Source organism: Collinsella aerofaciens (assembly GCF_009876115.1).
In the GTDB taxonomy this organism is placed as follows: Bacteria; Actinomycetota; Coriobacteriia; order Coriobacteriales; family Coriobacteriaceae; genus Collinsella; species Collinsella aerofaciens_N.
Window position 1 is genome coordinate 66,965 of record NZ_WWSY01000007.1, and the last position, 13,584, is coordinate 80,548.

General features: G+C 59.3%; 10 protein-coding genes and 1 pseudogene. 8 read left to right on the forward strand and 3 right to left on the reverse strand.

The genetic code is table 11. From position 1 onward, the window contains the following. Positions 1-15: 15 nt before the first annotated feature. From GT571_RS05415 to GT571_RS09950, 4 genes are all read left to right on the forward strand, one after another. Positions 16-981: a hypothetical protein gene (locus tag GT571_RS05415; RefSeq protein WP_055251358.1), complete on the forward strand. Its 966-nt coding sequence runs from the start codon at positions 16-18 to the stop codon at positions 979-981. Between the two features lie 206 nt (positions 982-1,187). Continuing rightward, positions 1,188-2,627: a glutamine-hydrolyzing carbamoyl-phosphate synthase small subunit gene (gene carA / locus GT571_RS05420; protein ID WP_161155927.1), complete on the forward strand. Its 1,440-nt coding sequence runs from the start codon at positions 1,188-1,190 to the stop codon at positions 2,625-2,627. Between the two features lies 1 nt (position 2,628). Further along, the gene (gene carB, locus GT571_RS05425) at positions 2,629-5,943 is read left to right on the forward strand and encodes a carbamoyl-phosphate synthase large subunit (RefSeq protein WP_161155929.1); all 3,315 of its coding nucleotides are present in this window, start codon (positions 2,629-2,631) and stop codon (positions 5,941-5,943) included. Between the two features lie 149 nt (positions 5,944-6,092). Next, positions 6,093-6,383, forward strand: coding sequence for a hypothetical protein (locus GT571_RS09950; RefSeq protein WP_192934650.1), 291 nt, complete (start codon positions 6,093-6,095; stop codon positions 6,381-6,383). Here GT571_RS09950 and GT571_RS10285 read toward each other — a convergent pair. Further along, positions 6,315-6,770 (reverse strand): annotated as a pseudogene (locus GT571_RS10285) (EamA family transporter); the annotation flags it as partial. The gene GT571_RS09950 and the pseudogene GT571_RS10285 overlap by 69 nt on opposite strands. A 120-nt stretch (positions 6,771-6,890) precedes the next feature. On the opposite strand from GT571_RS10285, the gene GT571_RS05435 reads away from it, so the two are divergent. Continuing rightward, positions 6,891-8,033 carry a PDDEXK nuclease domain-containing protein gene (locus GT571_RS05435; protein WP_204987200.1) on the forward strand — a complete coding sequence of 381 codons (1,143 nt, stop codon included), beginning with the start codon at positions 6,891-6,893 and terminating at the stop codon, positions 8,031-8,033. Between the two features lie 218 nt (positions 8,034-8,251). On the opposite strand, the gene GT571_RS05440 is transcribed toward GT571_RS05435, so the two are convergent. Further along, on the reverse strand, positions 8,252-8,596 hold the full coding sequence (locus tag GT571_RS05440) for a hypothetical protein (RefSeq protein WP_157758013.1): 345 nt from the start codon (positions 8,594-8,596) through the stop codon (positions 8,252-8,254). A gap of 250 nt (positions 8,597-8,846) precedes the next feature. Here GT571_RS05440 and GT571_RS05445 point away from each other — a divergent pair, with 250 nt between their 5' ends. Beyond that, positions 8,847-10,235, forward strand: a complete 1,389-nt coding sequence (locus GT571_RS05445; protein ID WP_161155933.1) for a glycoside hydrolase family 1 protein — start codon at positions 8,847-8,849, stop codon at positions 10,233-10,235. A 20-nt stretch (positions 10,236-10,255) separates the two neighbouring features. Here GT571_RS05445 and GT571_RS05450 read toward each other — a convergent pair whose 3' ends face one another. Then, positions 10,256-11,077: a MurR/RpiR family transcriptional regulator gene (locus GT571_RS05450; protein WP_161155935.1), complete on the reverse strand. Its 822-nt coding sequence runs from the start codon at positions 11,075-11,077 to the stop codon at positions 10,256-10,258. A 288-nt stretch (positions 11,078-11,365) separates the two neighbouring features. On the opposite strand from GT571_RS05450, the gene GT571_RS05455 reads away from it, so the two are divergent. After that, a complete protein-coding gene (locus tag GT571_RS05455; RefSeq protein WP_161155937.1) occupies positions 11,366-12,133 on the forward strand; it encodes a ChbG/HpnK family deacetylase in 768 nt (255 codons plus the stop codon). A 154-nt stretch (positions 12,134-12,287) separates the two neighbouring features. Beyond that, positions 12,288-13,580: a PTS sugar transporter subunit IIC gene (locus GT571_RS05460; protein ID WP_089572595.1), complete on the forward strand. Its 1,293-nt coding sequence runs from the start codon at positions 12,288-12,290 to the stop codon at positions 13,578-13,580. Positions 13,581-13,584: the final 4 nt, after the last annotated feature.

Sequence of the window (13,584 nt, forward strand, 5' to 3'; positions counted from 1 at the left end):
TATGACAGGAAGTTTATGGCTGACAAGAACCCTTTGACTCCGGAAGAAGTGACGGAGTTATTCTCCGAAATCGATGCATCCGGTGTCTTGGATCCCACGCTTGCCAAAAAGCGAACCGAGCGCATGCGTGAGAAGGAGGCTGCGGCCAAGCGCGGTGACAAAGCGGCGCTAGCGCAGCTGCGCAGCGAGGACCGCGCGAGCCAGGCAAAACATATCGACCCGCTGTCCGAGGACGATCCTTCGGGCTCGCAGGTGAGCCATACCATTACGAAGACCGCGATGGCCGTGGTCATCGGTATTCTGGTGCTGATCGTGGGCATGCAGATTGGCTACGGCGTGATGCGACGCCTGAACACCGCCAACCTGTCCGAGAGCGTTTCGGTGGATACCGTCTCGACCGCGCTCAAGGGTGGACTTGAATGGGGCAACGGCTTTACGCAGTTCCCGCTCGATTTTTCTGTCGACGAGGCCGATGAGCGCACGGGCACGGTTGAGGTGACGGTGTTGGACACGTCGTCTGCCAATGAGCTCGAGCTGCTGTCCAACGGGCAGATCCAGGCCGCGGCGCTTGCGACCAACGCCCTGCTCAACGACAAGATTGACCGCGTGGTGTATAACGTTCACGCCTATATCGACGAGGATAGCAACATTCAGCACGATTCCTTTTTTGGCATGTTCCCCGCGCGGGGTCATCAGAGCGCCATTTTGACGTTTGTGTGGACCAAGAGCTCATCCAACGCCACGAGTATCGACTGGAAGATGCGCATCGTAAGCATGGACGACACCATTGCCGAGCGCATTCAAAAACAGGTGAACTCGGTTTCGTCGCTGATCGAGGACCCGGTGGTGAGCCAGACCAAGATTGACGAGGAAAAGGCCGAACGTGACCTGGAGCATCGTCTGCATGGCCGCGAGATTTTCCGCGGCGGCAAGCCCGATCGCTCACCGTCCGATCTGCTGGAACAGGACAAGAAAAAGTAAGACGCCATCATCCCGCGTGAGCCACAAGCCCCGCGGGATGATTTTTAATCCCCGTCCCAGAAAAATCATTATGCATAGAAAGTCATAATTATCATTTCGTAAACATTTCGATGAAATTAACGCCATGAGGCATGCTTGCGGTTACAATACCGCGAGGCCTAACTACACACCTTTAAGCCGGTCCTGTGAGACCGGGAAGGAGAATTATGGCGAACAACCATACCGCGGGCGCTGCCGCCCGCACCTTCGCGCCCAGCGAGCTTTGCCAGCGTATGCTGGCCAAAACCAGCAAGGGCGCCTGCGGTCCCTGCATCCTGTATCTTGAGGATGGGACCATTTTTTATGGACGTGCATGCGGCGCCGAGGGCACCGCGACCGGCGAAGTCTGCTTCAACACCTCGCTCGAGGGCTACTTTGAGGTCATGACCGACCCGAGTTATGCCGGCCAAATTGTAACCATGACCTATCCGCAGATCGGCAATTACGGTATCGACGAGACCGATGTCCAGTCGGCCTTCCCCGGCGACGCCGTGCGCCCTGCGAGCGCTCCGGCTATGCGCGGCATGATTGTTCGCGACATGTGCGCCACGCCTTCTAACTGGCGCTCGGCCGTCAGCGTGCCGGAGTACCTGCGCGCTCACGGCATCGTCGCTATCGAGGGTGTCGACACCCGCGCTTTGGTGCGCCATCTGCGCGACAATGGTTCCAAGATGGGCATTATCTCGACCGAGATCTTCGACGTCGACGAGCTTGCCGAGCGTCTGGCCGCAGCGCCCACGCTGGTAGGCGAGAACCTGGTGAAGACCGTAAGTTGCCCCGCGCCTCACGAGTTTGTGGCCGCCGACCTGCCTGCCACGCATGACTTTGCACTTGCGGTTGCCGCTCCTGCCCGTCACAAAGTGGTCGCCTACGACTGCGGCGTCAAGCGCGGCATTCTGGAGGGCCTCGTCCGCGCCGGCTGCGACCTTACTGTCGTGCCGTGGGATACGCCTGCCCAGCAGGTGCTCGACATGAATCCCGATGGCGTCTTTTTGTCCAACGGCCCCGGCGACCCTGACGCCGTGGTGGAGACCTACGAGCAGGTGCAGCGGCTGATCGGCAAGGTGCCGGTCTTTGGTATTTGTCTTGGTCACCAGATGATCAGCCTGGCCTGCGGCGCCCAGATGGAAAAGCTTAAGTTTGGTCACCGCGGTGGCAACCAGCCGGTCATGAACCTGGTAAGCCGTCGCGTGGAGATCACCGCGCAAAACCATGGCTTTGGCCTGCTGTTCCCCAGCTTGGGCAAGCTTGTCCCCGAGCTTTCCGGCGGCGAGATCGAACATGCGGCCGATGGAGATCTGCGCGTTTGGGTGCGCCGCGGAATCGCGCCAGTCGTGATGAACGAGCGCTTCGGCCGCATTCGCCTGACACATGTGAACCTCAACGACGGCACCGCCGAGGGCATCCAGCTGCTCGACGCCCCGTGCTTCTCGGTCCAGTACCACCCCGAGGCCTCGCCTGGCCCCACCGATGCCCACTATCTCTTTACCGCCTTTATGCGACTCATGGACGGCGAGGAGAACTACCTGGATATCGACACCGCGAAGGACCGCCTGGCTGGCTGGAATTTTGCCGAGACCGCCGCGACCGAGACCGAGGAGAACTAACATGCCTAAACGTACTGACATCAAGCGCATCCTCGTCATTGGCTCGGGCCCCATCGTTATCGGCCAGGCCTGCGAGTTTGACTACTCCGGCGCCCAGGCCTGCAAGGTGCTCAAGGAGGATGGCTTTGAGGTCATCCTGGTCAACTCCAACCCGGCGACCATCATGACCGACCCGGGTCTTGCCGACCGCACCTATGTCGAGCCCATCACCGCCGAGTTTATCGAGCGCGTAATCAAGAAAGAGCGCCCGGACGCGCTGCTGCCCACACTGGGCGGCCAGACCGGTCTGAACGCCGCCGTCGAGCTGGCAAAGGACGGTACGCTCGACAAGTATGGCGTCGAGATGATCGGCTGCGACCTTGCCGCCATCGAGTGCGGTGAGGATCGCAAGCTCTTTAACGAGGCCATGGCCGAGATCGGCCTGGAGGTCGCGCGCTCGGGCTATGCCTACAGCGTGGCCGACGCCGAGGCCATCGCCGAGCGCGTGGGCTATCCCTGCGTACTGCGCCCGAGCTTTACCCTCGGCGGCGCCGGCGGCGGCATCGCTCATACCCACGAGGAGCTCGTCTCCATCGTGAGCCAGGGCCTGGAACTCTCGCCCGCCCACGAGGTGCTGGTCGAGGAGTCCATCGAGGGTTGGAAAGAGTACGAGATGGAGGTCATGCGTGACCACGCCGGCAACGGCATCATCGTGTGCTCCATCGAGAACCTCGACCCCATGGGCGTGCACACCGGCGACTCCATCACCGTGGCGCCAGCGCAGACCCTCTCCGACCTTGAGTACCAGCGCATGCGTGTCGCGTCGCTCGCCATTCTGGAGAAGATTGGCGTCGAGACCGGCGGCTCCAACGTGCAGTTTGCCGTGAACCCCCAGACCGGCCGCCTGATCGTCATCGAGATGAACCCGCGCGTGAGCCGTTCGTCCGCGCTGGCCTCCAAGGCCACGGGCTTCCCCATCGCCAAGGCCGCCGCGCGCCTGGCCGTGGGCTACACGCTCGACGAGATCGTCAACGACATTACCAAGGCAACGCCTGCCTGCTTTGAGCCCACGATTGACTACTGCGTGGTCAAGGTGCCGCGCTTTGCCTTCGAGAAGTTCAAGGGTACCGACCCCACGCTCACCACGCGCATGAAGGCCGTGGGCGAGATTATGGCGATCGGCCGCACCTTTGAGGAGGCCTTCGGCAAGGCCATGCGCTCACTGGAGGACGGGCATCAGGGCATTTGTGCCGGTGGCAAGGAGGGTGCCGACAAGCTGAGCGACGATGAGCTCGCTCAGGCCGTGGCAACCCCGACCGAGCATCGCATCTTCTTTGTGGTCGAGGCCCTGCGCCGCGGCTGGGACATCGCTCGCATCCATGCTATCTGCGGCATCGATCCGTGGTACCTCAACCGTATCAATGACATGGTGCAGGTCCAGGAGAGCATCCGCGGCCTGCGTGTGGAGGATATCGACGCCGATGCGATGCGCCTGCTCAAGCAGTACGGCACGAGTGACGCCGAGATTGCCGCGCTGACCGGCTCGGACGAGCGCTTTGTGCGCGCTTACCGCAAGGGCCTGGGCGTGGTTCCCAGCATGAAGACGGTCGATACCTGCGCCGCCGAGTTCTCGAGCGCCACGGAATATCACTACAAGACGTACGAGAACATCTACCGCACGAGCCCGGACGCCAAGAAGTGCGTGGCTCCCGACGAGACCACGCCGGCGGACAAGCCCAAGGCGATGATCCTGGGCGCCGGCCCCAACCGCATTGGCCAGGGTATCGAGTTCGATTACTGCTGCGTGCACGCGAGCTACGCGCTGGCGGCCCGCGGCTTCGAGACCATCATGGTCAACTGCAATCCCGAGACCGTTTCGACCGACTACGACACGTCCGACCGCCTTTACTTTGAGCCGCTCACCTACGAGGACGTCATGGATGTCATCGATGTTGAGCGCCCCGATGGCGTCGTGGTGACGCTCGGCGGCCAGACTCCGCTTAAGTTGGCGCGCATGCTCGAGGAGAGCGGCGTGAACATTATGGGCACCAAGCCCGATGCCATCGACTTTGCCGAGGACCGCGAGCGCTTCGCCGCTCTGCTCGACAAGTTAGGCATCATGTACCCGCCGGCGGGCCAGGCAGCCTCGTTTGAGGAGGCCGAGGCCGTGGCCGCGCATATCGGCTACCCGCTGCTGGTGCGTCCGAGCTACGTGCTGGGCGGCCGCGGCATGATGATCGCCTACGATGCCGAGCATCTGCGCGATTACATGGCCGAGGCCGCGCGCATTAGCCCCGACTACCCGGTGTATCTGGACCGCTTCTTGGAGGGCGCGATCGAGTCCGATGTCGACGCCCTGTGCGATGGCGAAGAGGTCTACATCGGCGGCATCCTGGAGCATATCGAGGAGGCCGGTATTCACTCCGGCGACTCTGCGACCTGCATCCCGCCGTTCAGCTTTAGCGAGAGCCTGCAGGCAAAGCTTCGCGAGACCACACGCCGCATCGCGATGGCGCTGGGCGTACGCGGCCTGGTCAACGTGCAGTATGCCATCAAGGGCGAGACCGTCTACGTGATCGAGGCCAACCCGCGTGCCAGCCGTACCGTGCCGTTCATCTCCAAGGCCACCGGCGTGCCGCTGGCCAAGTGCGCGGCGCGTATCATGGCGGGCGATTCCATCGCGAGCCTGGGCCTGCCGAGCGACGAGCGTCAACTCGATTGGTTCTGCATGAAGGAAGCCGTTATGCCCTGGGGTCGTTTCCCGGGAGCCGACGTTATTCTGGGTCCCGAGATGAAGTCGACGGGCGAGGTCATGGGTATTGCCAAGAGCTATCCCGAGGCATACGCCAAGACGCAGCTGGCGATTGACTACAAGCTGCCCGACCCGAGCGCCGGCAAGGTGTTCATCAGCGTGTGCGACCGCGACAAGCGCCACATCCTTTCGGTCGCGCGTATTCTGCGCTACCTGGGCTTTGACATCTGCTCTACCGAGGGTACGGCGCGCGTGCTGCGTGGAGGCAACGTGACGTGCGAGATCGTGGAAAAGATCAGCGGCCCGCACGACGGCGAGCGCCCCAACATCGGCGACCTCATCGCCGACGGCAAGATCGCGGTGATCGTCAACACGCCGTACGGTCCGGGCTCGCGTGGCGATGGCTACCTGCTACGTACCGAGGCCGTGCGCCGCGGTGTGACCTGCGTGACGGCGATGTCTGCCGCCAACACGTACGTGAGTGCCATCGAGGCCGTGCGCGAGGACCAGCAGGGCCACGGCAGTGCCAACGACATGGGCATGGATGTCATCGCCCTGCAGGACCTGCCGCAGTACACGGTGTAATGTGACCTGGCCGGCCGGGGCGGGAGGGGCCGAGATTTCACCCTTTCGCTCCGGCTGCAAGCAGAGTCGCTCAGGAGGAAACTCAGCCCCTCCCGCCCCGGCCTGCGGTGACTTGGCTGCACCGCGTGCTGCCGAAGGGGCTTTGCGCGATGACTAGGGCTGATAAACTGGTAGCCGCTGAGCGCCACGGGGTCCTCGCGCTGGGAGTAGGTGTGGATGAGGGCAGACGAGACAGCGTAGGAGACAGCGGCAATAAGGATGAAGCCCTCGCCTGTGAGCGTGACGGCGCCGCCGCTATCGCCACCGGTGAGGTTGACGATAGCGACTCCGGCAAAACCTATAGCGCAGCCGAGGACTTTGCGCGCAGTGAGCCGTTCTTGCCGGAACACGAGCGCTGCCATCAACACGCAGAGAAACGTGTTCATAGCGTTGACGATTGAGCCGCGCACACCCGAAGCGTTTGAAACGCCGATATAAAAGAAGGCGTACTGCACGATAGTTTGGGCAAGCGAGAGTCTGATAACGAGTGGCCATCCCGTGCGTGAGACGCGAGGCAAGCGACGTCTTGTTATGACTGCAGCGGCAAGTGCGATAGCGCCGGCAAGCATAAAGCGCACGCCAGCGAAGAGAAACTCCGATGGTACGTCGCCGTTTTGGATGCCGAGAAGCTCGTAGCCGATCTTGATGCAGGGGATCGCACTGCCCCAGAGCGCGCAGCAGATGAGGGCGAGCGCAGCTACGCACCATGTGCGCGTGAGAGGGTGGCGCGCGGAGTCGGCGTAAACATCGCAAGAGCTGGCGTCGAGTGCGGATGAGGGTTTGGACATACATCTCCCAAACGAGGCGAAGCAGAAAACGCCTCTATGGTACGCGCAATTTTGTGTCCGCACGCGTTGATAGCATAGAACGCGTCATGGAACACAAGTTCGTAAGAAGAGGAGGACGCCATGATGTCAGAGATTACGGGCTATCGTGAGGAAGTTCAGACCATCAAGACGGCGATATTGCGTGCGCAGTATGCTGCGGCGAAGAGCGCCAACGCTCAGCAGCTGCAGCTCTATTTCGCCGTGGGAGGCTACGTCTCCGCCAACACGCGCAATGGCACGTGGGGAACCAACGCGCTCAAAACCATCAGCGAACAATTGCGGAAGGAGCTGCCAGGACTCAGGGGCTTCTCCACAACAAGTCTTAAATATATGCGAATCTTCTTTGAAGCTTGGTCTGCTCCGGGCGATGAACAGGCGTTTCTCGATTCGTCACTCGTGAGTGACGAATCTTCAGACGGTGGCCTTCTGCAAATTCGTCACTTGCAAGTGACGAATTCAAACACATGTTCTCTCGATGATTTTTTAGCGATTGGGTTTACCCATCATCGGTATATCCTTGCAGGTGCTAAGACCCTTGACGAGCGGCTCTTCTACATTCACAAGTGCGCATTTGAGCACTTAAGTGTGGAGGCGCTCAAACGCTCGCTGAAGGCGGACGACTTTCATCATCAAGGAGAGGTCTCCAACAACTTCCTCTCAACGCTGCCAAAGGGTCAGCAGGCGCTGCGCGCTATCGCCACGTTCAAGGACGAGTATCTGCTCGACTTTATCAATGTTGAGGAACTCGGGGTGCGCGATGCGGAGGATGTCGACGAGCGCGTGTTAGAGCAAGGCATCGTGCAGAATATCAAGCAGTTCATCATGACGTTCGGTCGAGCCTTCGCGTTTGTGGGAAACCAGTACCATCTCGACGCCTTTGGCATCGATCAGTACATCGACCTCCTGTTCTTCAACCGCGACCTCAACTGTTTAGTTGCAGTCGAGCTCAAGAGCGGCCCCTTCAAGCCGGCCTATCTCGGCCAGCTCTCTGGCTATCTACGCATCCTGGACGACTTTGAGCGTCGCGAGCACGAGAATCCCTCCATAGGCCTTGTGCTTTGCAAAGACATGGACAAGGGATTTGTTGACTATGTGATCCAAGACTTCACAAAACCCATGGGTGTGGCCACCTATAAGACGTCGAAGGATATGCCACGAGAGTTGCTCGATGCTCTGCCGCCCATCGATGACTTACGGATGTTGCTGGAGAGGTCTGATGGGTAGCGGTAGGAATTGTTCGGTGCTAGAAGCTTATTTCGCTTATGGCCTTGAGCTTTGCCGATGAGCATGGGGTGGGGAACGTATCAAGGCAGAGTTTGTCATGCAATGAGTATGACAAACTCTGCCTGGAGGAGAGGATACTTCCATGGCAATTGTCCACCGCAATGCTCTCAAGCATGGTTTGTCTGAGAGGGAGGTTCTAGATAATGAATGAGTACAAACTAGCTGATGGATCGGTCCTGACAGACGAAGATATCGAGCGCGAGAGCGTAGAGTTTGAGCAAGAGACTTGGACGGGTCGTCTTGAGCGCATCCATGTCAGGCCTGGCGTTGTTGCTGATGAGCCGCTTGTTGCAGTTACCGTGCGCTTTCCGGCATCCATGGTGGTGGCAATCGACCGAAAGACGGGGGATCGATCCGATTTTATTCGGCGGGCCGTTTTCCCTGCGCTGTAGTAACGTTGCGTCTCCTAAATCGACCTTGGTTTCGTCGAGGAGGTAGATCTTGAGGATGAGGTGTCCTGCTTCGGTGAACCCGTTCTCGAAGACGGGCAGCACGCGCGACACGGACTACCGCGACCTCCTGACCTTCCGCGACGGGGAGTAGCGGCTCGGCATTTGCGGCGCCGGCACGTGACGGTGGCGGGCATGAGGCTTGGCCTTCGCGACGGCATGTTCTTTAGAGTTTGCGGTGCATGATGGCACGGCCGTTTTCAAATCGTGAAACATTGCCCGGGAATGAGTAACAGGCTTTGGTTCGTACATCCGTTATAACGGGAGTTGCAAGAAGTGACATCCGTGACGAGAGGTTGAACTCATGACTCAGCACCGGTTTCCCGAAGGTTTCCTCTGGGGTGCTTCCACCAGCGCTTTTCAGGTTGAGGGTGGGTATGATGAAGGAGGCAAAGGTCCGGCAACCACCGATCGCGGCCCGGGGCGTCCCGGCATCGCCGATAACAAGATCGCCTCGGACCACTATCATCACTGGCGTGAGGATGTCGACCTCATGGCCGAGCTCGGCATCAAGGTCTACCGGATGGGTTTCGCTTGGAGCCGCATCATGCCCGATGCCTCGGGGGATCCCAATCCTGAGGGCTTGGCGTTTTATGACCAGCTGATTGACTACCTGCTGGAGCGAGGGATCGAGCCCTTGGTCACCCTGTATCACTTCGAATGTCCGAGTGCGTTGGTCGAGGCCTTCGGCGGCTGGAAGAGCCGTAAGATGATCGACTTCTATGTGCGCTATGCCGAAATCTGCTTCACGCACTTCAAGGGGCGCGTCAAGCGCTGGGTTACCGTGAATGAACAGCTAATTGCGACCTCCGCGCCCAGCAACACGGGTGACACCGAAACCGATCCGCGCCAACGGCAGAAGAACGCCTACCAGATGAGCTATCATGTCGCTCTTGCCGAGCATCGCGCCATCGCGTGCCTGCGACAGATCGACCCCGATGCGCAGATCGGCCCCGTTGTCGCCATGCAGGTGGTCAACCCGCGGACGAGCGCTTCGGCGGATGTGCTTGCGGCCATGAACGCCGAGGAGATGATGCAGAACTACCTGCTCGACCTGAGTGTGCGCGGCGACATCTCGCCTTATGCGCGCTATTACCTGGAGCGCGAAGGTTTCTACCCTGTTGTTGAGTGCGGGGACCACGACATCCTGGTCGCGACGAGGCCCGATTTTCTTGGGGTGAACTACTATTTCAGCAATTGTGCGCATGAGCGCACGGAGCCCATCCGCTTCGACCGGTTCCCTCCGTGGTCGGGCGGGGATTTCGAACTCTGCGATAACCCTGCGATCGCGCCGACCGAGTGGATGTCGAACGGCATCGACCCCCTTGGGCTTCGCGTGGGCATGCGCAAGCTCTACGATCGCTACCAGCTTCCGATGATCGTCACGGAGAACGGCATGGCGCTTTCCGAGTCACTTGACGAGGAGAACAGGGTGCATGATGCCGTGCGCATCGAATACCTTTCACGACATTTGGGCGAGGTCGAGGAGCTCATTCGCGAAGGCTATCCCGTCTTCGGCTACTGCGTTTGGAGCCTCATGGATCTATGCTCAAGTCATCAGGGGTTCACTAAGCGCTACGGCCTTCTGTATGTCGATCGCACGGAAACCGATGCGAAGCAATGCGCTCGTTTCAGGAAGGACAGCTTCTTCTGGTATCAGGACGTGATTAGAGAAAACGGCTTGCCCTGCTGAGCATCGGTGGTCCGACGAGATTACTCGCCAGTACCGGAATCGGCTCCATAACGCCTCAGGTATTCCATGACTATCAAGTCGATGGCGGCAAGCGCACCGAACTTGCCCGTGTCGATGTTGTTGGTCACTCCGCAGCTCAGTATGCAGGAGGCATGGTTCCAGTAGGCGCTTGAGGTGTTTTGTGTGATGGCGAGAAGACGACAGCCGGAGGCGGCGAGTGCGTTGACGATTTCTGGATAACGAATGGGGTATGTTCCCCCTATGCTGCAAATGATGGCGAGGCTGGATTTGGTGAGCGATTGCGCGCAGGCGAGCTGCGATGAATAATCGAGGTAAAGCTCGATGGGGCGGTTCATGATGGTGAGCCTGCTTTGGAAGTAGCGGCCCACGTCCCAGAGGAAGTGGTGGGAGAAGAACGCGACATGCCCGCTGTCGTGCAAATCATCGACAATGGCGGGCAGTTTCGCGATGTTTGCCGCCGAGATGGTCGTTTCGATATTGAGCAGGATCGCCTCCCGGTAGGATGCCAGAGCGCCTTCCGTGTCGTTTGACAGCTGTTCTACAAAGGCATGTGGAAACAACCCGGTTTTGAGGACGTCATGTTCAAGCTGGTTGCGCAGGTCCTTGAAATCAGCGAAACCCATAAACCGGCAGAATCGCGACACTGAAGCCTTCGAGACGAAGCACATGTCGGCGATTTCTCCAATCGAGAGCTCGCTCAGCTTGCTGTAGTTTTTCACCAGCGTGGTCGCTATCTCGTAGTTGGTGTCGTGCTGCATTGCGGTGTCGATGTAGTCAAGCAACCGTTCGGCAACCGATCCCATCGAGATGGATTTTTCCATGATGGCTGTCCCCTTTATGCTCAGTGGCCCGAATAAGAGGGCCTCATTTGACCAAACTATAGCTCAAACATGCCGGTATTCCTGCGGAGTTTCACGTTATGAAACTCGCGTAGCCATCTCGCAACCTTGTGGCACAGCATGTAACCGATTTTGGATATAGCCGGCGTCATACTTAATGCAAGAAGAGACGACGAAGCTTGCCGCCCCGCCGGAATACGGCATCGGCTCTACACAGGGCATCGCTTCGTTGCTTTGCCGCTCGACGAGATATCGGTTGAGGAGGATCAGATGAAGCGGTTATTGCTGCGCGCAGACGATTTAGGTTACAGCGACGGTGTTAATTGCGGGATAGCGGCCGCGGTCCAAGCGGGGCTCATTCGCTCGGTGGGCGTCATGACCAACATGCCGCTTGCAGAAAGCGGTTTGGCGCGCCTGCAAATCAAGGATCTCTGCTTGGGTCAGCACACCAATATCTGCACGGGTAGGCCCCTCAGCGATTCCTCGCTCATCTCGAGCATCGTTGACGATGATGGCAATTTCAAGCGGAGCTCAGCATATCGCGCCGCCGCGCGGGCTGGGGAGGACTTCGTGGTGCTTGACGAGGTCATTATCGAAATCGAGGCGCAGTATCGGCGATTCCTTGAGCTCGTCGGGCGTGAGCCCGATTACTTCGAGGGACATGCGGTCGCAAGCCCCATGTTCTTCCGCGGCCTTGAGATCGTTGCCGAGCGTCACGACCTGCCCTATTTCGCGATGGGTGCTCCGGGCGAGCCAGTCACCTTTCGCTCGACGCCGGTGCTTTCCTATGTTCCCAAGGATTTCTCGTCATATGAAGCGGATCCCTTTGCGGCGCTTCGAGAGGCGCTTGAAACGACACCGGAAGGGATATGCCGTCTCATGGTGTTTCACCCAGGTTATATCGACGCGTACTTGCGAGATAACTCGACCATGCTCGAGGCCCGCATCCGGGAAGCCGCGATGCTTGTCGACCCTGATGTCGCCGCATGGCTTGCAGAGCAGGACGTGGGGCTCGTGACGTACGCGGACCTGACGTAAGCGTCCGCTGGGGCAATCTCGCCAATTCACGCTGAATGGCGTACTGCCTGAAGCACGTCGTTGTGATTTTGAAGAGAGGTGGATGCGCTATCTAGAGGGGAAGATGCCGCACACGGGCATCGATAGAGTTCACTGCAAAGATTGGAGCTGAAACATGGCGGTATTCGACAAGATCCAAAACATAATGGATAAGACAATCGCACCTGTGGCAAGCAAGGTTGCTGACAGCAAGATGCTCGACGCCCTCATGGGCGGCATGATGTGCACGCTGCCCATGACCCTTGGCGTCTCGGTTATCGCGATTCTCATCAACTTCCCCATTCCGGGGTTCTCCGATTGGGTGGTTTCGAGCGGTCTCATGGCGACCGGCAACTCCATCCTCACCGTTACCATGAACATGATGGGTATATACATCTCCTTCTTCATCGGTTTGAGGTGGGGTAAGGTGTGCGGCCTTAGCGGTTATACCGGTGGCATCGTGAGCGGCGCGGTGTTTTTGGCATTCATGCCGCAGCAATCGTTCGAGGATATTCCCATGGCGAGTTTCATCAACACGTCGTACATGGGATCGAACGGCATCTTCGTCGCCATTCTGCTTGGCCTGATCGTGCCGAAGGTGACAGCCATTTTGATGAGCAAGCTTGAAATCAAGCTCCCCGATATGGTTCCGCCCATGGTTGCAGACTCGCTGTCGCCGATGTTTGCCGCCATCGTGCTATTCACTGCGGTGTGGTTCGCCAAGTGGGGTCTTTCTTTCACCCCGTGGGGCAACCTGTTCGATATGATCAACACCTTGATCGGCACGCCGGTCACGATGGTCGGTGCCTCTCCTTTGGCCTATATCATCGTGTGCTCGCTGCAGTCGATCTTCTGGTTCTTCGGTGTCCACCCCAACGTGATGCTCAACTTCTACGCTCCGGTAATCATGGCTTGCAGCGCTGCTAACACCGAGGCCATCATCGCGGGCGAGGCACTGCCCTATGGCGCTTGGGCCGTCGTCGCGCTCGGCACCGCCATCGGTGGCCAGGCTAACGCCCTGGGCATCAGCATCTCGCTGCTCTTCACCAAGTCCGAGCGCTTCAAGGCGATTCGCGGCATCGCGCTTGTTCCGTCGCTTTTCAATATCTCCGAGCCGCTCATGTTCGGTCTGCCGGTCGTGCTGAATCCCACGTACTTCATCCCGTTCGTGCTGAACATCCCGGTCTGCGCCATCGTGGTCCAGGCGCTTTACGCCCTCGGTCTTGGGGCTGCGTTCAATCCCACGATTCAGCTTCCCTGGGTGCTTCCCCAGCCGGTCATCGCATTCATGCAGGGCGGCATCGGGTGCCTGGTGATCTCGGTTGCGGTTTTGGCGGTGTCGGTGCTCATGTATACCCCCTTCACCCTTATGGCTGATCGCCAGGCGTTGCGAGAGGAGCAGGCCGCTCTCGAGGAATCGGCCGCATAGGGAT